Raw genomic sequence first — 22230 nt, 5'->3', positions numbered from 1 at the left:
TCAAGCCTGCAGCTCTTCGACCGGATAACGATAGGTCGTCGAGCAGAATTCGCAGCTAACCGAGACGACGCCATCTTCCTGGCTATCCTCGATTTCTTCTGCCGAAAATCCAGACAGCACGCCTTTGATCTTCTCGCGCGAGCAGCTGCATTTGTCGATGATCGACTGCGGCTCGTAGACGCGCACGCCCTGCTCGTGAAAGAGCCGGAACAGCAGTCGCTCAACCTGCACCTGCGGATCGGTCAGCTCGTCGGTGTCAACCGTGTCGATGAGCGCTACCGCTTCGGTCCATGCGTCGTCGTCGGCTTCCGTGAACGTGGTCTCATCACCGTCGCCGCCATGAAGATCGCGGGTACGCAAACGCTCCGGCGCTTGCGGCAGGAACTGCGCGATGATGCCACCTGCACGCCAGCCACGACGTGGCTTGCCCTCGCTGTCGCGGTCGAAGAACTCCGCAACACCCAGGCGCACCCGCGTCGGTAGCTGTTCAGACTGACGGAAGTAGACGCTGGCAATTTCCTCCAGCGATGAACCGTCCAGCGGCACGATGCCTTGATAGGGCTGCATGCCCACGCCCTGATCGATGGTGAAGGCGAGAATGCCGGTGCCAAGAAGCTGCTCTGGCGATGTCTGTCCAGCCGCCATCGCTTCCGCCAAACGATCTTCATCGAAGCGGGCATAGGCGCGCATGTTTTCCGGCGCGGTGAAATCCGCGACCAGAAGATCAACGGGGCCATCGCCCTTGGTTTGAACCGTGAGCTTGCCGGAGAATTTTAGCGACGTGCCGATCAGCGCTGTCAGCACCAACGCTTCCGCCAGAAGCCGGGCGACAACGGGCGGATAATCATGGCGCTGCAAAATCGCGTTCAAGAGCGGACCGACCTGCACGGCGCGTCCGCGAACGTCGAGCCCTTCCACCTGAAAGGGGACGACCTTGTCGTCGCCGGCAAAGTTCATATCGTCCAGTTCTACGGTCACGTCCGCCATGGTCCTGCTCCTTGTAACCTGCCGTCCGAAATGCGGATGCGATCGCTACGTTTTCGGTCGCGACCAGCAGGTTTCTTGTCCGGTTCTCGCAAAGATAAAGCGGAGAATGGCAAAACGAAACCATCCCCGGCCCAAATGTCGCGATAAACGATTGATAAAACGCCGCCGTGAACCGGCAGCACTGGTTGGCGTAAAGATGGGGCGTTGCGCGGGAAATTCAAGTTCCCGGCGCCGCCCCTCGCCTTCAACCTAACTTGAGGATCAGATGACGCCCATGCACCAGGCAATCACTGCCTTCTGCGCGTGTAGGCGGTTCTCCGCCTCATCGAAGACCACGGACTGCGGGCCGTCGATCACCGCATCGGTCACTTCCTCGCCGCGGTGTGCAGGCAGGCAATGCATGAAGAGCGCCTCGCTATTGGCCTTCTTCATCAGCGCTTCATTGACCTGATAGGGCTGGAAGATGTTATGGCCGCGCGCCTTGTGCTCCTGGTTCATGGAAACCCAGGTGTCCGTGACGATGCAGTCAGAACCGGTGACAGCACGTTCGGCATCATGGCACAGCATGATCTCGCCGCCATTGTTGCGCGCCCAGTTGAGATACTTGTCGAGCGGTTCCGAACCCATGGGAACTGCCATATTCATCTTGTAGCCAAAGCGGGCAGAGCCCTCGACCAGCGAATGCAGCACATTGTTGCCGTCGCCCGTCCAGGCGATGGTCTTGCCCTTAACAGAGCCACGATGCTCTTCGAAGGTCATGATGTCCGCCATGATCTGGCAGGGATGCGTCTCGTCCGTCAGGCCGTTAATGACCGGAACGGTGGCATGTTCTGCAAGCTCCAGCAGACGGTTATGATCGGTCGTGCGGATCATGATAGCGTCAACATAGCGCGACAGAACCTTGGCCGTGTCGCCAATGGTTTCGGCGCGGCCGAGCTGCATTTCGGTGCCGGAGAGAAACAGCGTTTCACCGCCAAGCTGGCGCATGCCGACATCGAAAGACACGCGGGTGCGGGTCGACGGCTTTTCGAAGATCATCGCCAGCATCTTGCCGGCGAGCGGCTTTTCTGCCGTTCCGTTCTTGGTCGCGATCTTGCGGCTCTTCGCGTCTTCGAGAATGAGCCGCAGGTCTTCCGAACCGACGGCCGAAAGGTCGAGGAAATGCTTTGCCATTTAATTCAGTCCCATCAATGCGGGCCACCCTTTACGCCGGCCCTGATACGCCCGGTGTCAGGCGCTCTTTGCCAGTTTGGTGGTGAGTGCTTCGGCGGCCCTTTCGATGCGCGCAAGCCCGTCACGCGCTTCTTCTGCGGTGACGACCAGCGGCGGCAACAGACGGATGACGTTATCGCCTGCCGGAACGCCGAGAAGATGCTCCGCGCGCATGGCATGAAGCAGATCGCCGGACGGCACTTTTGCCTTGATACCCAGCAGCAGACCCTCGCCGCGGATTTCCTCGATCACATCCGGATAGCGATCCTTCAGCGAGGCCAATCCCTGGCGGAAAATCAGCGCGACATCGCGAACATGATCGATGAAGCCATCGGCCAGAACGATATCCAGTACGGCGTTGCCTGCTGCCATGGCCAGCGGATTGCCGCCATAGGTCGTGCCGTGCGAGCCTGCCGTCATGCCCGACGCGGCTTCCGCCGTTGCAAGACACGCGCCGAAGGGGAAACCGCCGCCGATACCCTTGGCAACCGCCATGATATCGGGCGCCACGCCTGAGCGCTCATAGGCAAAGAACTTGCCGGTACGGCCAACGCCGGTCTGCACCTCGTCGAAGATCAACAGTAGGCCGTGCTCTTCGCAGAGCGCGCGAAGCGTGCGCAAAAATTCGGGATCGACGACGCGGATACCGCCCTCGCCCTGGATCGGCTCGATCAGAAGGGCTGCCGTTTCCGGAACGATGGCAGCCTTCAACGCTTCAAGATCGCCGAACGGCACCTGGTCGAAGCCTTCAACCTTCGGGCCGAAACCTTCCAGGTACTTCGCCTGCCCGCCAGCCGCGATGGTTGCGAGCGTGCGGCCGTGGAAAGCGCCTTCGAAAGTGATGATGCGGAATTTTTCGGGATGGCCATGTGTGTACTGATAACGGCGCGCCGTCTTGATGGCGCATTCCAGCGCCTCAGCACCAGAGTTGGTGAAGAACACCTTGTCGGCAAATGTCGCGTCCGTCAGCCGCTTGGCCAGCACTTCCTGACCTGCAACTTCGTAAAGGTTCGAAAGGTGCCAGACCTTCTCGACCTGCGCTTTCAGCGATTCAACCATATGGGGATGGCTGTGGCCGACGGAGGTCACGGCAACGCCTGCACCGAAATCGAGATATCGCTCGCCACTTTCCGTGATCAGCCAAACGCCCTCGCCTCGTTCGAAGCGCAGGGGGGCTCTGGAAAACGTATCGAACAACGGCCCGGATTTGGGGGCAGTTTCGGCCATGGCGACATCACTCCTTACGTCAAGTCGGGACAGACGACTGTCAATAGGGCTAGCGGGTTATCCCTGCCCTGAAAATCAAAAATGCCGCCTCGCGGCGGCTTGCATGCTGTCTTCATTGCGAGGCCACTATTGTCACTTCCCCACCTAATGTCAACAAATCTCGGCACTTTCGGGCGTTTACAAGCCTTGGTAGGCGAGCTTCCAGCAACCACCAACTGTTGCCTTTCTGACTCACACGGGAAGCAAGTTGGGGAAAACCGGAAAATCGATTCCAGATGATTCCTGCGACTCTTGTCACGGAGTCAACCGACGATTAGGTTAACCGTCAATTACTAGACTGCAATGCGGCGGAACTAGTCACCTACAATCTGGCAAATGGCCTGCGCGTGGTTCACTCCACGGCATCGTAGGTGGATTCTGCCCGAAACAACGCGACGAGCGGAGAAGCGGCATGAACTGGACGGACGAACGAGTAGAAAAACTCAAGAGATTATGGTCCGAAGGGCTTAGCGCAAGCCAGATCGCAGCACAACTAGGCGGTGTGAGCCGCAATGCCGTCATCGGCAAGGTTCACCGCCTGAACCTGCCAGGTCGCGCCAAGGCTGGCGGCACGGTCGCCACGTCGCGCCCTGCGCCTAAGCGTCCTGCAGCAGCGCCGCGTCCAGCAAGCTATGCGGCTGCTCCGGCCCGTGTAGCAACCAGCCGTCCTGCACCTGCACGCACCACCGGCGCTCTCGCCTTCAAGGAAGACATGGAGATCGACACGGTCGAACCCATGGAATATGTCCGCTCTTCCAACAACGTGGTCATCCCGATCTCTCGTCGCCTGACGCTGACGGAACTGACGGAGCGCACCTGCAAGTGGCCGGTCGGCGACCCTCTCAAGGACGATTTCCACTTCTGCGGCTGCGAAGCATCGGAAGCCTCGCCTTACTGCAAGTTCCACGCAAAGATGGCCTACCAGCCCGTCAGCGAACGCCGCAAGGCTTAAGAACTACACAGTGTCATTTCAGAAAGCGGGCTTCGGTCCGCTTTTTTGTTGCGCGCTTCTACAGCATCGTCCCGAAAACCAGGTTTGATTTTCGGAAAGCACGATGCGTGGGTTCAAAGAGATAAAGCGTCCTTTCCTCTATAATCATCACTTGCCTGCAGCAAAGATCACGCCCAGACTGTCGCCATGGATGCAATCGATACGTTGCACGACTACATCTCTGCCCTGTGGGCTAAGGCTGTCGATACGCCGTTCCCAGCGATACCGCGTCGCGCCCGCGGCGACGGGACCGTATATGTCGAGTGGCGACGGGGCAGCTACTGGCTGATCTGTGAAGAGCGTGGACAGGAATATTGGCGACGAGAGGCCAAGGATATGGACGATGCCTCGTTCCAGCTCATATCGATCGTTGTTGGCGAGGTGGTACGAGACCGCGAGCTTGCTGTGCGGGAAAAGGCGTCAGACGATTATTCGCGCTGGAACTGGATGCACCAGGAAATCGAACTGATGAGCAGGATCAAGGAAAGCTTTGGCGCTCGCATCAGGGCCAACTATGCTGATGTGTTGACGCGTAGCCCATTGTCGAAGAACGAGATAGACTCCGCGCGATATCCCATCCCGTCATCATTGATCTGACGCCGAGTAGCTACCGGCTACCTCCTCTGACGCGATGATAGAGAGAGCGCTGGTCCTTCGAGACAAGCGCTCCCGAAGCCGATCAAGCTTCCATCGAATATCCGGCGCCGCGAACTGTGCGGATGACATCCTGCATGCTGGAGAAGTTGAGCGCCTTGCGCAGGCGCCCCACATGAACGTCGACCGTGCGTTCGTCCACATAGATGTCATGGCCCCAGACGCCATCGAGAAGCTGGGAGCGTGAGAACACGCGACCGGGCGACGTCATGAGGAATTCCAGCAGACGGAACTCGGTCGGCCCAAGGCGGATTTCGCGGCTTTTGCGGTGAACGCGATGCGTCTCACGGTCGAGTTCGATATCACCGCATTTCAGCACGGAGGACAAAACCTCGGGTTTGGCGCGACGCAGCATCGCCTTGACACGTGCCATTAGTTCCGGCGTGGAAAAGGGTTTGACAACGTAATCGTCGGCGCCCGTAGCCAGACCGCGAACCCGTTCGCTTTCCTCGCCGCGCGCCGTCAGCATGATGATCGGCAAACGTTCGGTTTCGGGGCGCATGCGCAGGCGACGGCAAAGCTCGATGCCGGAGACCCCTGGCAACATCCAGTCGAGGATCAGAAGATCCGGCGTACGCTCCTGAAGGCGGATTTCCGCCTCGTCGCCACGCGGAATGGTATCGACGTCATAGCCTTCTGATTCGAGGTTGTAACGCAGGAGGACGCTCAGCGCCTCCTCATCTTCGACAACGGCGATTTTCGGTACCATGGCTCCAGATCCTATCTGTCGCTTACTCGGTCACAGCGCCGAGCGTGTTGGAACTATCGTCCTTCGGACGCTCACCTGCCGGCTGGCTGCCGGTGGTCATGTAGTAGATGGTTTCGGCGATGTTGGTGGCGTGGTCGCCGACGCGCTCGATGTTCTTGGCGCAGAACAGAAGATGCGTGCAGGTGGTAATGTTGCGCGGATCTTCCATCATGTAGGTCAACAGCTCGCGGAAAAGCGAGGTATACATGGCGTCGATTTCCTCGTCGCGCTCGCGGATGGCCTGGGCCTTTTCCGCCGAACGTGTGGAGTAGACGTCCAGCACTTCCTTCAGCTGAACCAGCGCCAGTTCCGACAGATGCTCGAGACCACGCGCCAGCTTACGCGGCACGCCCGTGCCGGCCACCGCGATCACGCGCTTGGCAGTGTTCTTGCCCAGGTCGCCGACGCGCTCCAGATCTGCAGCGATGCGCAGCGAACCAATGATTTCGCGAAGGTCTGCGGCCATTGGCTGACGCTTGGCGATGGTCACGATTGCCTTGTCGCCGATTTCACGCTCTGCGTGATCGAGGATCGTATCGTCCGAGATCACCTTCTGCGCCAGAGCCGCATCGGAATTGACCAGCGCGCGCACGGCGTCGGCGCACATTTGCTCGGCCAAGCCGCCCATCTCGGCGATCCGGCGGCTCAGGAACTTCAGTTCCTCGTCATAGGCGGACATGATGTGGGAATGTGTCGGCATGGTCTTAGTCTCCAGTTTCGAGACGCCCTGTCGCAAACCTTTCGTGGCTCAAGCGACAGGCGCGGTGGAATGCGCAGAAAACAGCAGGATCAGCCGAAACGACCCATGATGTAGTCCTGGGTGCGCTGGTCATCCGGGTTGGTGAACATCTTGTCCGTATCGTTCTCTTCGACCAGATGGCCGAGGTGGAACATGGCGGTGCGCTGCGACACGCGAGCGGCCTGCTGCATGGAGTGCGTCACGATGACGATGGTGTAGTTGGCGCGAAGCTCGTGGATCAACTCTTCCACTTTGGCAGTCGCGATCGGGTCGAGCGCCGAACACGGCTCATCCATCAGGATGACTTCCGGCGAGACGGCAACAGCACGCGCGATGCACAGGCGCTGCTGCTGACCACCGGAAAGACCGGTACCGGACTCATGCAAGCGGTCCTTGGCTTCGTTCCAGAGGCCTGCCTTCTGCAGGCTGGACTCGACGATCTGGTCCATATCCGCCTTACTGCGGGCAAGGCCATGGATACGCGGGCCATAAGCGATGTTTTCGTAAATCGACTTCGGGAACGGGTTCGGCTTCTGGAACACCATGCCAACGCGCGCGCGAAGCTCGACGACATCGATCGCCGGATCGTAAACATCTTCGCCGTCGAGCGTGATCTGGCCGGTCACGCGGCAGCCATCGATCGTGTCGTTCATACGGTTCAGCGTGCGCAGGAAGGTGGACTTGCCGCAGCCGGATGGGCCGATGAGCGCCGTCACGGTGTTTTCACGAACGTTGAGGTTCACATCGTAAAGGGCGCGCTTCTCGCCGTAATAAACGGAGACGTCCTTGCCGATCATCTTATAGAAAACTTCATTCATTTTCTTGTCCAGCGCCTTTTCAACTGCTGCTTCCGACAACATGTTCATTGTTCCGTTCTCCCTTGGTTCTTATCGCATTTCCAGACGGAAAATCGGTATCCACTTTTCCTTGAAATGCTTTCACCAGCGCCGCTCAAAGCGGCGACGCAGCAGGATTGCGCCTACATTCATCACCAGGAGGAACATAAGCAGGATGATGATAGCGCCAGATGTTCTCTCGACAAAGGCGCGTTCGGCTTCATTTGCCCACATGTAGATCTGAACCGGCAGCGCCGTTGCAGGATCGAGCGGCGTCGTCGGGTAGTTGGCGACGAAGGCCACCATGCCGATGAGAAGCAACGGCGCGGTTTCGCCAAGCGCGTGCGCAAGGCCGATGATGGTGCCGGTCAGGATGCCAGGCATGGCAAGTGGCAGCACGTGATGGAAGATGGTCTGCATCTTCGACGCACCAAGACCAAGTGCGGCTGCGCGGATCGAAGGCGGGACTGCCTTCAGTGCCGCACGCGTCGCGATGATGATGGTCGGCAGCGTCATCAGCGTCAGCACCAGACCGCCCACCAGCGAGGCCGAGCGGGGGAAGCCCATGAAGTTGATGAACACCGACAGACCGAGCAGACCGTAGACGATGGACGGGACCGCAGCCAGGTTGTTGATGTTGACCTCGATCAGGTCCGTCAGGCGGTTCTTCGGCGCAAACTCTTCCAGGTAGATGGAGGCTGCAACACCGATCGGCAGCGACAGCACCAGAACGATCAGCATCATGTAAAAGGAGCCGATCAGCGCCACGCCCACACCGGAGGCCTCAGGACGGCTGGAAGCGCCATTAAAGAAGATGCCGGTGTTGAACTTCTTTTCAAGCGCGCCCTTTTCCACCAGCTGGTTCATCCAGCCGACCTGCTGGTCGGAGATGCGGCGGTTCTGCTCTTCCCCCGTCATATCGACCTGGCCCTTGAAGGCGCTGTCGACATCGCCGGATGCCAGAAGCGACACCGTACGGGTGGTGCCGATGACGTTCGGATCGGAAGTGACGATATCGCGAAGCTGGGTGCGCACACTATCGGAAATGAGCGCGTTGACGGCGCGCAGCGCCGTGCGGTCTTCCAGCGAAACGCCGAGCACCTTGGCGAGCGAGTTGCGAGCCACGACCGGGTAGTTCGCGGTCATCAGCTTGGTCGGGTTCTGGGCGCGGACATTGTCCGGATCGATGATCTGCTGCGAGAACTCGACCGGGATCGTGATCATCGTCTGCTGAAAGGCGGTATAGCCCTTGCCGATGACGGACCAGAGAAGCAGGAAGAGAAACAGCAGGCCAAAGGAGATCGCGGCAACGCCATAGGTGCGGAAGCGGCGTTCTGCAGCATAACGGCGCTTGATGCCGATATCGCGACGGACCTTTTTCGTTGCGGCGGGGGCGGAGACGCCCGGAGTAACGACGTCGGTCATTCGTACTGCTCCCGGTATTTGCGCACGATGTAGAGCGCGTAGATATTAAGGCAAAGCGTGATGGCAAAGAGCGTGATGCCAAGCGCGAAGGCGACGAGCGTCTGCGGCGAGGTGAACTCAAGGTCGCCGGTCAGCTGGCTGACGATCTTGACCGTGACCGTCGTCATCGGCTCGAAGGGATTGAGTTGCAGGCGCGCCGCAACACCGGCGGCGAGAACCACGATCATGGTTTCACCGATGGCGCGCGAGGCGGTCATCAGGATGGCGCCGACGATGCCCGGAAGAGCTGCCGGAAGGATGACCTTCTTGACAGTCTCGGAGCGGGTCGCGCCAAGACCAAGCGATCCGTCACGGAGCGAGCGTGGCACCGCAGTGATGATGTCATCCGACAGCGAGGAAACGTAAGGGATCAGCATGATGCCCATGACGAAGCCGGCAGTGATGACGCTCTGTGCCTGGATAAAGCTGGCATAGTTGCCGGTTGCCAGACCGTTGATCTGGGCGGAGATGTCACGCAGGAACGGACCGACGGTCGTCAGCGCGAAAAAGCCGTAGACGATCGTCGGAATGCCGGCGAGAACTTCCAGCAGCGGCTTGGCAATCGAGCGCAAACGCGGGCTTGCATATTCGGCCATGTAGATTGCCGAAAACAGACCGACCGGAACCGCGACCAGCATGGCGACGAAACCGATATAAAGCGTGCCGGCCAGGAGCGGAATGAGGCCGAACTGACCGGAGCTATCGGTGGAGCCGGCTGCGGCGAAGCGTGGATCCCACACCGTACCGAAGAAGAACTGGTGAGCGGGGACCATCTGAAAGAACTGGATCGCTTCCGTCAGCATCGACATGACGATGCCGATGGTTGTCAGGATCGCGATCGACGAGGCCACCAGCAACGCGCCGAGTATGACCTGCTCCACCCGGTTGCGAGCACGAAAGCGAGGGGCGATGGCACGGAGGGCGTGGAATGCGCCGCCGAGTGCCGCAACCAGCACGACCAGCGCCATGGCGATGCGGCTGGTGGACGTCAGCGTGTTCAGCTTTTCCGCAGCCTCGATCATGTAAGGCTGTGGATCGCCTGCAATGGCGACACCCTTGGACGCCAGGACCGTGCGCGCCGTGGCCGGATCTGCCTTCACCGCGTCGTACTCAGATGACGAGAGCTGGTTCAAGCCACGGGCAATCGAGGTCACCATGCCGTAGGTCAGGCTCTGCTGCGCTTCCGGCTGTGCCTTGATGTCTTCCGGAAAGCTCGCATGGACCGCAGAGTTGATGACGAGGGGACTGATGACCAGCCACAGCGCCAGGATCAGCGCAGAAGGGATGAGCGCCCAGATCAGAACATAGGAGCCGTGATAACCCGAACGGGAATGCATGGTGGCCGGGCGTGCGCCTGCCAGGACTGCAGCGCGGCGCTTGCCCAGCACATAGCTGGATATGCCGATCAGTGCCAATATGAGCAGAAGGATGGATGTGTTCATGGAGAGTTTCCTCGGCGCACCACGCGGCACGATGCGGCATCATTTCACCAAGAGCGCAGCACCGACGGCTGATCACCGCACGATGCCGGATCTGTATTCAGTTCACGCATTCCGGGTTGATACATCATATTTATCGGCGGGGTCGTCTTACGATAAATAGGAACTGTCAACCCTTCGGGATATCGCAACATCGAGTAAACTCGATTTGCCAACAGAAAGAGTTGAGAAAGCGCGCCGCGGGTGCACCGCGCTTTCTCGTGTAGATTACAGGGTCTTGCCGGCTTCGAACTGGTCGCGGATTTCCTTGCGCTCTGCGTCAGGGGCAGCAACCAGGCCGTAGTTGGCGAGCGGAGAGTCAGGGCCGATCATCTCGTCAGAGGTGAAGAACTCTACATATTCCTTCAAGCCAGGGATAACGCCGAGGTGAGCCTTCTTGACGTAGAAGAACAGCGGACGCGAAACCGGATACTTGCCGGAAGCAACGGTTTCAGTCGACGGAACCACGCCACCGACGGTCGCGACCTTCAGCTTGTCCTTGTTATTGTCGTAGAAAGCGAGGCCGAAGACGCCGACGCCGGACTTGTTGGCATCGATGCGAGCCAGCGTTTCGGTGTAGTCGCCATCGATATCGACAGCCTTGCCGTCCTTGCGGATGGCAACGCACTTGGCAGCAGCCTGCTTGGCGTCGGAGATCAGACCCTTGATCACGTCCGTCGCGCCAGCTTCCTTGCAGCCGTCAGCCATGATCTTCTCTTCGAAGACTTCGCGCGTGCCATGCTTGGAGCCAGGGATGTAGGCGGCGATCTCTACGTCAGGCAGTTCCTTGTTGATTTCGGACCACTTGGTGTAGGGGTTGGCAACGAGCTTGCCGTCCTTGACGACCTCAGCTGCGAGAGCGAGGTACAGATCCTTCGGCTCGAACTTGACGTCCTTGTTGGACTTGTCCATGGCGAAGACGATACCGTCGTAACCGATCTTCACTTCCTGAACGTCAGCAACGCCAGCCGACTTGCAAGCTGCCAGTTCGTCAGCCTTGATCTTGCGCGAAGCATTGGCAATGTCGATCGTGCCTTCGCCCACGCCGGAGCAGAATGCCTTGAGACCACCGCCCGTGCCGCCGGACTCAACAACCGGCGCCTTGAAGTTCGGGAAAGCTTCGGCGAAGCTTTCAGCAACGATCTTTGCGTAAGGCAGAACCGTGGAGGAACCAGCAACCTGGATCTGGTCGCGAGCAGAAGCGGCACCAGCGAAGGCAACGGAGGCCACCAGAGCTGCTGCAGACAATTTAAAGACGTTCATTATGACTCTCCCGTCGTGGGGCCCGTGTTCGGGCTTTCGTGAACTGTGCCGGCAAGAGGCTTTGATCCTTAAGCCCGTCTGGGCTGTCCCGGCGGCCTCTTCATAACCAGTCTTGCCACACCCTTTTATGTCACTTCGGTGAAAGATTTGTGACATATTAAGTTATTGACATAGTTCAATATTTTCAAAACACAGAGGGAACCCGCAGGCTTTTGTGTCAAAATCTCACGGTGAAGTCCGTGCCAGCGCCAATTTCCGAGCGGACGATGAGACGAGCGCGGTGGCGGGTGAGAATATGCTTGACGATGGCGAGGCCGAGACCGGTGCCTTTTTTCGAGCGGCTGTCTGCGACGCTTACGCGATAAAACCGCTCGGTGAGACGTGGAACATGCTCTGTGGGAATGCCAGGACCCTTGTCCACAACGCTGACTTCCACCGGCTCATTTGGCTCCGAGCGCAGATAAACGTCCACGACCTTACCGTCCTGACCGTATTTGCAGGCGTTTTCGATAAGGTTCTGAAACACCTGCACCAGTTCATCCCTGTCACCATTCACCAGTACCTGGTTTTGCGGCATATGCAGCTTGATTTCGACATCGAGATCACTGGCAAGCGGCAGCAGTGAATCGCGTACATGGCCGAGAAGCGGCACAAGATCAACCGTCTGATCCGGCGCGATGTTGGCGCGGACCTCCAGCCTTGAGAGCGACATCAGGTCATCGACCAAGCGGCTCATGCGGGTGGCCTGATCCAGCATGATGCCGAGGAAGCGTTCCTGCGCCTTCGGATCATTGCGCGCCGGCCCCTGCATGGTTTCGATGAAGCCACGCAAGGAAGCGAGCGGCGTTCTAAGCTCATGGCTGGCATTAGCAACGAAATCGCTGCGCATGCGATCGATGCGACGCAGATCCGAGATATCGCGGAAGGACAGGATATAGAAGGGCGCACCAGAGGTTTGCGCCATGTCTGCCGGCGCAATACGCACGATGAACACACGTTCGGAGGGTAGTCTCTCGGAATGCTCCACCTGGTTCGGCTCACCGGTGGCGATGGTCTCGCGAATGACGTCGAGCAGGCCCGGAGAGCGCAGTCGCCCGGAGATATGCGAGCCCACGGGAAGCATGCCGAAGGCGCGTTCGGCAGCGGCGTTCTCGAAAAGCACGCCTGCGTCCTGGTCCAGAATAAAAACCGGCGTATCGAGAGCGGCGATGCCTGCACGCACACCCGTTATCAACCCCTGATCAACAACATCCTGTGGCTGCGCCTCGACCTTTAGCTTCTTCTCGTCCTTCTTGATGGCAGCGGATGGCGTGACGAGGAGGATGGCGAGCGTAGCGGCGAGCCATAATGCAAAGACCACATAAGGTGAGCGCCATTCGACAAGCGCGAGAACCGCCAGCATGGTGACGACGACCAGCGCAAGCCAGTTTCTCCGCATGCGGCGCATCTGTTTAAACAACGTACCCTCCCCGTCCAGTGCTGCCATTGCCATCGCCCATCCCGTCCATTCGTCTCGCTCCCGATCCGACCGTCATAATCGCCTTTCATGACAGAGATTCTTCGCCCTGTCCCTGCACAAGCGTTAGCCGGCAAAATTTATGTGGATGACGTTTTCCCGCCGGAATCTCTTTGCTCTTGAAATCGTTGAGTGTCAGGCTGACCTTAAGACAACGACCATCCGGCAGGCTGAAAAGGGAGTGAGCATGAGCGAAACCGTCAAGGACAGATCCGTGACATTGAAGATCGATGGTAAGGAACGGGTCTTCAATATCGATGATCCGGTGCTGCCTGATTGGGTGGAGGATAAGAAGCTGACCGGCGGCGATTTCCCCTATGACAAGAAGCTCGGCCGGGAAGAATACGAGGCGGAGATCGAGGCGCTGCAGATCGAACTGGTGAAGGTGCAGTTCTGGCAGCAGGCCACGGGTCAGCGCATCATGGCGCTGTTTGAAGGCCGCGATGCTGCCGGAAAGGGCGGCTCGATTGCGGCGGTCAGGGAATATCTCAATCCACGCTATGCGCGTGTCGTGGCGCTGACGAAGCCCACGGAGACCGAGCGTGGCCAATGGTACTTCCAGCGCTACATCGCCCATTTTCCCACCGCAGCAGAGTTCGTGCTGTTCGACCGGTCATGGTATAACCGCGCTGGCGTCGAACCCGTCATGGGCTTCTGCACGCCTGAAGAGCACAAGCGTTTCTTGAAAGACGTGCCGCGACTGGAAAAGATGCTGGTGCATGAGGATATAAACCTCTTCAAATTCTATCTCGACATCGGCCGCGAAACCCAGCTTGAGCGCTTCCACGACAGGCGCCATAGCCCGCTGAAATCCTGGAAGCTTTCCGACATGGATATCGCAGCGCTGACCAAGTGGGACGATTACACCGCTGCGCGCGACGAGATGCTGGACAAAACCCATATCGATGATGCGCCATGGACGGTGATCCGCGCCAACGACAAACGCCGGCTGCGGCTCAACCTCATCCGCCATATCCTCATCTCGCTGGATTATGACGGCAAGGATGAGAAGGCGATCGGCAAGATCGACGACAAGATTTTGGGCAGCGGGCCGAAGTTTTTGAAATAGTTCAAGCGCGAACTCGTACGGCGCTGGCTTAGGCCGTACTGATTGCTAAAAATTTGGAGAGGAGGCAGGTCAACCGGCCTGCCTCTTTCGTTGAACAGCCTTACTGGCCCGGCAGAATGCGAACCGAATAGAGGTTGATCGGCCGGGATTTGCCGTCGATATCGCTGTTGATGAAGATGCGCCCGGGCGAGTTGGGGGCCATGGTGCGATCGAAGCTGAGATTGATCAGCATATCAGCACGCTCCTGCGTGGCGGTGAAACGATGGCGCGAGCAGTCACCCAACGTTCCGAAGTCGCACGAGACCGACACTTGGCTCTGGCCATTGCTGGCCGATTGCAGTGTGATCGAGATGGTAGAGGCCTTGCCGGCCATATCCCGCAGCACGTCCACCGGAACGGTGATCGCAATATTGCCCCCGCCATCCGCCGTCTGCGATGTCACGCGCACGGCCTTGCCGCCGCCAGTCGCCACATCTTCCACCTTGGAGAGCGAGCCGGGCTGGAGCCCCGCATTGCCTCGATCCGCATTGAAGACTTCCTGCCAGGCGTCAGAGAACCCACGACCTGCGGCAAGCGTCGGCTCCTGGCTGTTCTGTTGGCCATCGAAGTCTTCCGCTTCCACTGAAGGCGGTGGATTTGGCACGCTGGTATCGCGCTCGCTCGGGCTCAGCAACAGGCCGGAACTATAGACCCACCAGCCACCAAGGCCGATGAAGGCAAGAAAGGTAAACCAGATGAAGAGGCGCGTGATGATGCCCTTCTTGCGACGGCCCTTGGCGGCGCGCTCTGGCTTGAACGCAAGCGAAGAGGCTTCAAAGGACGGGCCGGCTGACGAGGTCATGCGGCTCAAGCCGTCGTCGGTGCGTTCGGCGCGAAAATCATCCATCTCCGGCGGCTGAGATACGGCTTCGCTTCGCGGCTCTGCGCGCACGGGCGCATCGACCGGCATGGCAGCACCCTCATCCTCATCGTCATGCCGCCGCTCTGGCGCAACAGACGGTGCAGCGACAGCGGGAGCAGACGGCGTGACGGCATGCGGCTCGACCACAGGCGGAGCAGCACGCTGCGTCTCTCGGCGCACATGATCTTCAACCACATCCAGCAGGCGGTTGCGCTCTTCCGTCTCGATGGCGTGAATGAGGTTTTCCAGGCGTTGACGCTGCTGCGCAACGACGCCCTGGTCATCTATACCCTGCTTGCGTAGACCAGCTTCCAAGGCCTGGCGCGACGATTGATAGATGCGCGCGCGCACTTCGGCATTCGACCGATCCGATTTTTCCAGGGCATTTCTGATTGCCGTTTCCAGTCCGCTCACTCTCGGTCCTTCTTCCTCGCCACACGCGAAAGATCAACGCTTCGGCACCACGTTTACGATTCGGTAACGACTCGCGTCCCCAACCGCAAGCCACCCGCCTCGCAAAGCGGAAATTGGCTTGGGGAAAACGTCACCACTGTGGCGGTTGAGGCATAGGATTTGCAGAGAGCAGCGATGACGCTCATTATAGCCTGCTGCAACCGTCCAAACCCTATCCGCTCTTTTCGCTTTTCAACCGCGGTCTCCTCGGCTAAATCTTACGTGCGCGTAAACGTAAATCTTTAGATATCTATCCGTGGGAGGAACCATGCTGCCGTCCATTCTCAAGGACAATCTCCGACTGCCGGTGATTGCCTCGCCGCTCTTCATCATTTCTCATCCGGAACTGACGCTGGCGCAGTGCAAGGCGGGTGTGGTGGGTGCGTTTCCGGCTTTGAACGCGCGCCCGGAGAGCCAGCTGGACGAGTGGCTGGCGATGATGACGGAAGACCTTGCCGCTCACAATGCCGCAAACCCCGAGCGCCCAGCCGCACCCTTTGCGGTGAACCAGATCGTGCACATTTCCAACAAGCGGCTTGAACACGATCTTGGCCTTTGCGTGAAATACAAGGTGCCGATCGTAATTTCATCGCTTGGGGCCGTCCCGGAAGTCAATGCGGCGATCCATTCCTATGGCGGGATCGTGCTACATGACGTGATCAACAATCGCCACGCCAACTCCGCAATCCGCAAGGGCGCCGATGGTCTGATTGCCGTTGCGACTGGCGCCGGTGGCCACGCGGGAACGCTCTCCCCATTCGCTCTCGTTCAGGAAATCCGCGAATGGTTCGATGGGCCGCTGCTCCTGGCAGGCGCCATTGCCAATGGCGGCTCCATCCTCGCGGCCCAGGCCATGGGCGCGGATATGGCCTATATCGGTTCACCCTTCATTGCCACCCGCGAAGCCCGCGCGACGGATGCATACAAGCAGGCAATCGTCGAGGCTCACGCCAACGACATCGTCTACTCCAACTATTTCACCGGCGTGCATGGCAACTACCTGAAAGCCTCTATCGTCGCCTCCGGACTTGACCCCGACAACCTGCCCGTTGCCGACCCTTCCAAGATGGATTTTGCCGCCGCCTCCACAGGGGCAAAAGCCTGGAAGGACATCTGGGGTGCAGGTCAGGGCGTTGGCGCGGTGAAAGCCGTCGAACCTGTCTCTGCTCTAGTGGATCGGCTGGCTGCAGAATACACCGCCGCCAAGCAACGCCTCTGCGCATCCTGAGCGGAGACGATCGTTGGGCCGGTAAATTTTCAAAGAGCTGACATTCAGCGCTTGAAATCCTGCCTCAATGGCTGTATCAGCCCGCCATACGCCGCGCCGAAAGATTTCGGCGCTTGCGCAGGCCGCTTTAGCTCAGTCGGTAGAGCACGTCATTCGTAATGACGGGGTCACGTGTTCGAGTCACGTAAGCGGCACCATTCTCTCATCAACCACCCCGTCGACATCAGGCTGATCGCCGCGATCTCACGTTTTCGCGATCTGGATTCTCCACCTCTCGTCCTTCTTCATCGGCTCGCCTATGTTTGTCTTTCAACGTAAGAGAGGAGATTGAATGATCGACGAATTTGGCCCCTATGCGCAGATGGCGACGCTGGGAGAGCAGATGGCCAATCGGTACCAGATGGACGAAAATCTGGAGCTGGAGCCGCACCTGGCCCACTACATGGAAGAGGTTGAGGTCAATATCGCGGCCGATAGCTTCAACCATGTGGGGTTCATGGAGAAAATCCTGGCGCGACTGAAGTCGTCACCAATGGTCGTCCACGAAACACGACGTCAGGAGTTTCTAGGTGCCGTCGCTGTGGCGTTGCAGGAGCGGATCGATCACGCCTCTCGCGAAGTCGCTCTCGACGGGATTTGACGCTAACATTCGCTGGCGTGCGCCGTAATCCAGAGGCTCGGCTCCCTGAATGCCACCAAGCCGAGGACGTGCATCCTCGTGAGTCCGCGTCAGTTGACCGGTTGATGCGGTGTTGTGCGCGGGATCAATGATCCGTCTTGAGCCTGGGGCGAGATATGAATCTTGTCGTCGAAGAGGACGATGCTGAGGACGAGACCGACCAGGACGCACAGCAGAGCGACGAAGATCAGTCCGGCTTTGTCTATCGGCTTTCTCATGGATCTTACCATAGGCGCTAATGTGGATATGGTGAGGCGATAAACACCCTTTCTTACCGTCCGATATATTTGGTTATCAATCCGTAAAGAGACAACACGATAGCCATTTTATCGTGAAACTATTTTCGGGCGACAGGCTAAATCTCTATGGCGCTCGTCAACGTCCGAAAGCGGATGTTCACAGGCAGCAGAAACTAGGGTTGAAACCAATCGGCTTCGAACCACGTTACTTGCCGGACAACAATGGACAAGGATTTTAGATCGTGGATATCATTCGCATATTGCTCGCCATCATCCTGCCGCCAGTCGGCGTTTTCTTGCAGGTAGGCCTCGGCCTGCAATTCTGGCTGAACATTCTGCTGACGCTGTGCGGCTATATCCCCGGCATCATCCACGCGATCTGGGTCATTCTGCGCCGGTAATTCCAGCCGACTATGTCTCGCGGCTCAGCCGCGAGGCGTTACAACTTCAGATTAGCGCCCGGGTCGCCCAAGCTCCAGCAGCTGCGGCGACGCCGGTCAGTAATGTACCCCAAACGACGTCAACTACACATAGACGCCATGTCCAGCCCTTGAGGGTGGAAAGGTTCGTCATATCGTAGGTGCCATAAGCGAGGAAGCCGAAGATTGCGCCGGACAAAAGCGCCTCACCGATCGAACCACCGGTGAAAGACGGCATTACTGCGAAATAGACGATGCCGGCGATATAGAAGAGGTAGAAGATGCCCGCGGCCACGAAGTTTGGTTTCGGCAGCATCAGCTGCCCAATTTCCCGCCTGTAAAAACCGACCGCAAGCTTCGAGAGCCAGAGGAAATCCAGGCCGAAGAAGACGATAGCCGTTGCGATATAGGCGACGATCATTTGCATGCGGCGAGCTTCCTTTATGAACGGGGATTAGATTCCCAAAACGGGCTGTACCAGCCGCACGATCCAGCTCTTGAACTTCAGCGGCGCATCTGTGACAGCGAGGCAAATGCAGTCCTCTCCCTCGCCGGCAATAGGCTGGTGGGTGAGGTCTTCGTCCGCCTCTTCGAAGTCACCGCGGCGAAAGACGTCGTCGCCATCGCGGAAACATCCGGTTAGGACAACCGTCAACTCACGCCCGCCATGGGTATGTTCAGGAACCGGCTTTCCAGCCGGGATCCTCAGCAAACGGACCTGCGCCTCGCCATCTCGGGTCGGAATGGGGAAGTGGTAAGCGCCTGGGCCGAGCGGCTTCCATTTCAGCTTGTCGATATCACCGCCTGCATAGGAGCGCAGAGGTTCCGGCAACACCGAGGCCCTGTTGGCTGAAACCGTTGAAGGCCTATGCTCTGCAGGAGCCTCGGCACGCATGCGCGCCTTCATTGCGCTCCATTGACCTTCCGAAATTCCCTGGACGGGTTCGACATCGCGTAACAGCGCGCCGGCCGTCATCTCCATCGCATGCAGTCGCTTGCGGCACTCCGGACATAGCGCAAGGTGGGTGGCAACAGCCAGGCTCCAGCTTTCCGCTAAACTGCCTGAGGCATAATCCAGAAGCAATTCATCGCTGATGTGGTGCCGAACACTCATGTGCGCGACTCCAAAGCTGTTCTGAGCTTCGCAAAGGCAAGCCGGATGCGCGACTTGACTGTTCCGATGGGAAGACCAAGCTGTTGGGCGATGACGCTATGGGACATTTCCTCGAAGAAAGACCGCTTCAAGAGGTCTCTCTGCTCCTGCGGTAGAGCGGCCAACGCGCGGTGCAAACGCTCGGCATCCTGCAACTCTTCCATCTGGGCATCGGCAGCCGGCGCATCATCAGCGACAAAGGCCGGATCGTTCATATCGAATTCGGGCCGGCGGTCGCGGCGGTGCGCGTCAATTCTCAGGTTGCGAGCGATTCTGAATATCCAGGCGGAGACGTTGCCTCTTGCTGGATCGAAGAGGGCGGCCTTGTTCCAGACCGTCATCATTGTTTCCTGCATCAGTTCCTCAGCGGCCTGCGCGTCGCGCACCTGCCGTAACATATAGACCCGCACGCGTGGCCCGAAGTACCGAAATACGGCTTCGAACGCCTCCACGCTGCGTTCAGATGCAATCGCTCTTAGCAGTCCGGGAAGCTCGTCCTCGATATTGTTCTGGACCGTTTCACCCATGCGAATAGGTTTTACCTCGCTCCCACGCGTTTTCTGAGCAACAGGCTTCTTCCTATTGTTGCTCATATAGTGGCACGGCGCCGACGCTATGGAAACATTTATCGTCATGCTGGCGACTACGGCACGTCTATTTCAGTGGATCACTCACCGTACGGGAGAAGACAAAATTTTAGCATTCCGGAAATCCATTGGGCATCGTCATGCGTAACGTTGGACATGAAGAAGATGGACCTGGAAGTCATGGATATATCGTCACGGGCAAGAGACGGACAGGCACCGCGTAAGGTTGCCGTTATCGGTTCGGGCATCTCCGGTCTCTCTGCCGCATGGCTACTGGACAAGTCCTGCAATGTAACGCTTTACGAGAGCGACCACCGACCAGGTGGCCACGCGAACACGGTCGAGGTTGAACAGGCGAGCAAAGCGCCTATCGCCGTCGATACCGGCTTCATCGTCTATAATGAAAAGAACTATCCAAATCTTGTCGCGCTGTTTGCCCATCTGGGTGTGCAGACGGCTGCTTCCGACATGTCTTTTGCCGCATCGCTTCGCGGTGGAGCGCTGGAATATTCGGGTTCCGATTTCGCCGGGTTGATCGGGCAGAAGTCCAATCTCTTGCGTCCGCGCTTCTGGAAAATGGTGCGTGACATCATGCGCTTCTACAAAGTGGCGCCGGATCTTCTCAACGACACGAGCCTTCGCGGCGTCAGCCTCGGTGACTATCTCGATCGAAACAATTATTCGGCCGGCTTTGTCGACGATCATCTTCTGCCGATGGGCGCCGCCATCTGGTCGATGACCGCCAATGACATGCGCGATTATCCGCTGCACGCCTTCATTCGCTTTTTCGTCAATCACGGACTCGTTCAGCTTTCCGGCCGCCCGCAGTGGCGGACAGTCAAGGGCGGGAGCCGTGAATATGTGTCGCGCGTGCTTGCCGAGTTTCGCGGTACAGTGCGTCTTTCAAGCCCTGTTGCCGCTATCCGTCGGACACCAGAGGGGGTGACGGTTGTAGACCGGGCGGGCGATGCGTCGGTTTTTGACGACGTGGTGATCGCCACGCATGCGGATGACGCCCTTTCGCTTCTCGCCGATGCCGATGATCAGGAACAGGCTCTCCTCGGCGCGTTCGAATACACAAGCAACACGGCCATGCTTCACAGCGATGAGCGATTGATGCCGAAGCGTAAAGCAGTGTGGTCCAGCTGGAATTACCTCAGTGAACCGGGCTCGCGCGGCAACGAAGCGCTTTGCGTCACCTATTGGATGAACAAGCTGCAGCCAATCGATCAGACCACGCCGCTTTTCGTCACGCTCAACCCCTCTCGCGCGGTCGATCCGGCCAAGATCATCCAGAGCTTCGATTATGCCCATCCGCTTTTCGATGCGAAGGCCATGGCGGCGCAGAAAAGCCTCTGGTCGCTCCAGGGTCGCCGTAACACCTGGTTCTGCGGCGCGCATTTCGGCAGCGGCTTTCATGAAGACGGCATTCAGTCCGGTCTTGCTGTGGCAGAAGCACTGAGCGGCGTAAAGCGACCGTGGACGGTGGAAAACGAATCCGGCCGCATCTTTCTCTCGCCTGTCGAGGAGCGCGTCTGATGACGTTGCGCTCCGCGATCTACGCCGGCAACGTCGTGCATGCGCGTCATCGGCCGCGCGCGCACAAACTCCGCTACCGCGTTTTTTCGCTGCTTCTGGATCTGGATGAATTGCCGCTCGTCGACGCGACCATGCGCCTCTTCGCTCATAATCGATTTTCCATCTTCAGCTTTCACGACAAGGATCATGGCGTCGGCGAAAAGGGTGCGTTGAAAGACTGGTGCAACGCGCGTCTTGGCGAGGCTGACATCGACGTGCCGCTCGAAGAACTGCGTGTCGAGATGCTCTGCTATCCGCGAATTTTTGGCTATGTTTTCAATCCATTGACGGTCTACTTCTGCCGGGACCGTCGTCAGAATGATCGGCTGATCGCCATTCTCTATGAAGTTTGCAACACTTTCCACGAGCGGCATACCTACATCATTCCGACACTGAACGCCGATGGCGGCACCGTCCGGCACGCCTGCGACAAGGAAATGTACGTGTCGCCCTTCGTGCCGATGGAATGCACCTATGATTTTCGCATCGATCCGCCGGAAGATACGGTCCGCGTTGCCATCAACGAGCGCGATACCGAGGGCGAACTGCTGTTTGCCTCCTTTACCGGCAAGCGCCGTCCATTGACGGATGACGCACTTGCCAGATGTTTTCTGTCCCATCCGTTGATGACGCTCAAGATTATGGGCGCCATCCATTGGGAAGCCCTTCTGCTCTGGGTCAAGGGCAACCCGCTTTATCGCCACAAGGCCGCTCAGAGCCGCATCGCGAGCTCCGTCCCCGCCAAAACGTCGCAATCATGGGAGGCATGA

At 58.6% G+C, this 22230-nt stretch carries 23 protein-coding genes and 1 tRNA gene; 9 read left to right on the top strand and 15 right to left on the bottom strand.

The annotated features are described in order from the left end of the window. The 3 genes from WKI41_RS14475 to WKI41_RS14465 all read right to left on the bottom strand — a co-directional run bounded on the left by WKI41_RS14475 (position 1) and on the right by WKI41_RS14465 (position 3426). A complete protein-coding gene (locus WKI41_RS14475; RefSeq protein WP_340194206.1) occupies positions 1 to 987 on the bottom strand; it encodes an Hsp33 family molecular chaperone in 987 nt (328 codons plus the stop codon). A 261-nt stretch (positions 988 to 1248) separates the two neighbouring features. Next, positions 1249 to 2160, bottom strand: coding sequence for an ornithine carbamoyltransferase (gene argF, locus WKI41_RS14470; RefSeq protein WP_340194205.1), 912 nt, complete (start codon positions 2158 to 2160; stop codon positions 1249 to 1251). A 57-nt stretch (positions 2161 to 2217) separates the two neighbouring features. Next, the gene (locus WKI41_RS14465; protein WP_340194204.1) at positions 2218 to 3426 is read right to left on the bottom strand and encodes an acetylornithine transaminase; all 1209 of its coding nucleotides are present in this window, start codon (positions 3424 to 3426) and stop codon (positions 2218 to 2220) included. Between the two features lie 451 nt (positions 3427 to 3877). Here WKI41_RS14465 and WKI41_RS14460 point away from each other — a divergent pair, with 451 nt between their 5' ends. Together WKI41_RS14460 and WKI41_RS14455 are read left to right on the top strand one after the other, a co-directional pair. Continuing rightward, the gene (locus WKI41_RS14460) at positions 3878 to 4417 is read left to right on the top strand and encodes a GcrA family cell cycle regulator (RefSeq protein ID WP_340194203.1); all 540 of its coding nucleotides are present in this window, start codon (positions 3878 to 3880) and stop codon (positions 4415 to 4417) included. A 186-nt stretch (positions 4418 to 4603) separates the two neighbouring features. Continuing rightward, on the top strand, positions 4604 to 5053 hold the full coding sequence (locus tag WKI41_RS14455) for a hypothetical protein (protein WP_340194202.1): 450 nt from the start codon (positions 4604 to 4606) through the stop codon (positions 5051 to 5053). 82 nt (positions 5054 to 5135) lie between these two features. Here WKI41_RS14455 and phoB read toward each other — a convergent pair whose 3' ends face one another. The 7 genes from phoB to phoR form a co-directional block, all read right to left on the bottom strand. Beyond that, positions 5136 to 5819: a phosphate regulon transcriptional regulator PhoB gene (phoB, locus tag WKI41_RS14450; RefSeq protein WP_340194201.1), complete on the bottom strand. Its 684-nt coding sequence runs from the start codon at positions 5817 to 5819 to the stop codon at positions 5136 to 5138. 22 nt (positions 5820 to 5841) lie between these two features. Continuing rightward, positions 5842 to 6558 carry a phosphate signaling complex protein PhoU gene (gene phoU / locus WKI41_RS14445; RefSeq protein ID WP_174062010.1) on the bottom strand — a complete coding sequence of 239 codons (717 nt, stop codon included), beginning with the start codon at positions 6556 to 6558 and terminating at the stop codon, positions 5842 to 5844. Between the two features lie 89 nt (positions 6559 to 6647). Then, positions 6648 to 7463 carry a phosphate ABC transporter ATP-binding protein PstB gene (gene pstB, locus WKI41_RS14440; RefSeq protein WP_340194200.1) on the bottom strand — a complete coding sequence of 272 codons (816 nt, stop codon included), beginning with the start codon at positions 7461 to 7463 and terminating at the stop codon, positions 6648 to 6650. Positions 7464 to 7535: 72 nt separating this feature from the next. Then, positions 7536 to 8858: a phosphate ABC transporter permease PstA gene (pstA, locus tag WKI41_RS14435; RefSeq protein WP_340194199.1), complete on the bottom strand. Its 1323-nt coding sequence runs from the start codon at positions 8856 to 8858 to the stop codon at positions 7536 to 7538. Further along, the gene (gene pstC, locus WKI41_RS14430; protein ID WP_340194198.1) at positions 8855 to 10339 is read right to left on the bottom strand and encodes a phosphate ABC transporter permease subunit PstC; all 1485 of its coding nucleotides are present in this window, start codon (positions 10337 to 10339) and stop codon (positions 8855 to 8857) included. The genes pstA and pstC overlap by 4 nt, the downstream gene beginning before the upstream one ends. A 264-nt stretch (positions 10340 to 10603) precedes the next feature. Beyond that, positions 10604 to 11638: a substrate-binding domain-containing protein gene (locus WKI41_RS14425; protein ID WP_340194197.1), complete on the bottom strand. Its 1035-nt coding sequence runs from the start codon at positions 11636 to 11638 to the stop codon at positions 10604 to 10606. Between the two features lie 217 nt (positions 11639 to 11855). Further along, positions 11856 to 13085 carry a phosphate regulon sensor histidine kinase PhoR gene (gene phoR, locus WKI41_RS14420; RefSeq protein WP_425341051.1) on the bottom strand — a complete coding sequence of 410 codons (1230 nt, stop codon included), beginning with the start codon at positions 13083 to 13085 and terminating at the stop codon, positions 11856 to 11858. A gap of 256 nt (positions 13086 to 13341) precedes the next feature. On the opposite strand from phoR, the gene ppk2 reads away from it, so the two are divergent. Continuing rightward, positions 13342 to 14223: a polyphosphate kinase 2 gene (gene ppk2 / locus WKI41_RS14415; RefSeq protein ID WP_340194195.1), complete on the top strand. Its 882-nt coding sequence runs from the start codon at positions 13342 to 13344 to the stop codon at positions 14221 to 14223. A gap of 100 nt (positions 14224 to 14323) precedes the next feature. Here the strand turns inward: ppk2 and WKI41_RS14410 are convergent, their stop codons facing one another. Beyond that, entirely contained in the window at positions 14324 to 15538 is a 1215-nt protein-coding gene (locus WKI41_RS14410; RefSeq protein ID WP_340194194.1) for a hypothetical protein, read from the bottom strand. A 307-nt stretch (positions 15539 to 15845) separates the two neighbouring features. On the opposite strand from WKI41_RS14410, the gene WKI41_RS14405 reads away from it, so the two are divergent. The 3 genes from WKI41_RS14405 to WKI41_RS14395 all read left to right on the top strand — a co-directional run bounded on the left by WKI41_RS14405 (position 15846) and on the right by WKI41_RS14395 (position 17445). After that, positions 15846 to 16805, top strand: a complete 960-nt coding sequence (locus WKI41_RS14405) for an NAD(P)H-dependent flavin oxidoreductase (protein ID WP_340194193.1) — start codon at positions 15846 to 15848, stop codon at positions 16803 to 16805. Positions 16806 to 16926: 121 nt separating this feature from the next. Beyond that, positions 16927 to 17002, top strand: a tRNA-Thr gene (locus WKI41_RS14400). A gap of 134 nt (positions 17003 to 17136) precedes the next feature. Continuing rightward, positions 17137 to 17445: a hypothetical protein gene (locus tag WKI41_RS14395; RefSeq protein WP_340194192.1), complete on the top strand. Its 309-nt coding sequence runs from the start codon at positions 17137 to 17139 to the stop codon at positions 17443 to 17445. Between the two features lie 89 nt (positions 17446 to 17534). Here the strand turns inward: WKI41_RS14395 and WKI41_RS14390 are convergent, their stop codons facing one another. Continuing rightward, positions 17535 to 17702, bottom strand: a complete 168-nt coding sequence (locus WKI41_RS14390; RefSeq protein WP_340194191.1) for a hypothetical protein — start codon at positions 17700 to 17702, stop codon at positions 17535 to 17537. A gap of 263 nt (positions 17703 to 17965) precedes the next feature. Here WKI41_RS14390 and WKI41_RS14385 point away from each other — a divergent pair, with 263 nt between their 5' ends. Then, positions 17966 to 18124 carry a YqaE/Pmp3 family membrane protein gene (locus WKI41_RS14385; RefSeq protein ID WP_340194190.1) on the top strand — a complete coding sequence of 53 codons (159 nt, stop codon included), beginning with the start codon at positions 17966 to 17968 and terminating at the stop codon, positions 18122 to 18124. 46 nt (positions 18125 to 18170) lie between these two features. Here WKI41_RS14385 and WKI41_RS14380 read toward each other — a convergent pair whose 3' ends face one another. Genes WKI41_RS14380 through WKI41_RS14370 form a run of 3 tightly spaced genes read right to left on the bottom strand, consistent with a single transcriptional unit; the run spans position 18171 to position 19822 of the window. After that, a complete protein-coding gene (locus WKI41_RS14380; RefSeq protein ID WP_340194189.1) occupies positions 18171 to 18569 on the bottom strand; it encodes a DUF2177 family protein in 399 nt (132 codons plus the stop codon). A 27-nt stretch (positions 18570 to 18596) separates the two neighbouring features. Continuing rightward, positions 18597 to 19256, bottom strand: coding sequence for a ChrR family anti-sigma-E factor (locus tag WKI41_RS14375; RefSeq protein WP_340194188.1), 660 nt, complete (start codon positions 19254 to 19256; stop codon positions 18597 to 18599). Beyond that, a complete protein-coding gene (locus tag WKI41_RS14370; RefSeq protein WP_340194187.1) occupies positions 19253 to 19822 on the bottom strand; it encodes a sigma-70 family RNA polymerase sigma factor in 570 nt (189 codons plus the stop codon). Before WKI41_RS14370 ends, WKI41_RS14375 begins: the two co-directional genes overlap by 4 nt. A 225-nt stretch (positions 19823 to 20047) precedes the next feature. Here WKI41_RS14370 and WKI41_RS14365 point away from each other — a divergent pair, with 225 nt between their 5' ends. Both WKI41_RS14365 and WKI41_RS14360 read left to right on the top strand, forming a co-directional pair. After that, positions 20048 to 21421, top strand: a complete 1374-nt coding sequence (locus WKI41_RS14365) for an NAD(P)/FAD-dependent oxidoreductase (protein ID WP_340194451.1) — start codon at positions 20048 to 20050, stop codon at positions 21419 to 21421. After that, positions 21421 to 22230 carry a DUF1365 domain-containing protein gene (locus WKI41_RS14360; RefSeq protein ID WP_340194186.1) on the top strand — a complete coding sequence of 270 codons (810 nt, stop codon included), beginning with the start codon at positions 21421 to 21423 and terminating at the stop codon, positions 22228 to 22230. Before WKI41_RS14365 ends, WKI41_RS14360 begins: the two co-directional genes overlap by 1 nt.

The sequence above is a fragment of the Agrobacterium larrymoorei genome (assembly GCF_037722385.1).
Taxonomy (GTDB): domain Bacteria; phylum Pseudomonadota; class Alphaproteobacteria; order Rhizobiales; family Rhizobiaceae; genus Agrobacterium; species Agrobacterium larrymoorei_C.
This window is presented reverse-complemented; position numbering and strand designations above follow the sequence as displayed.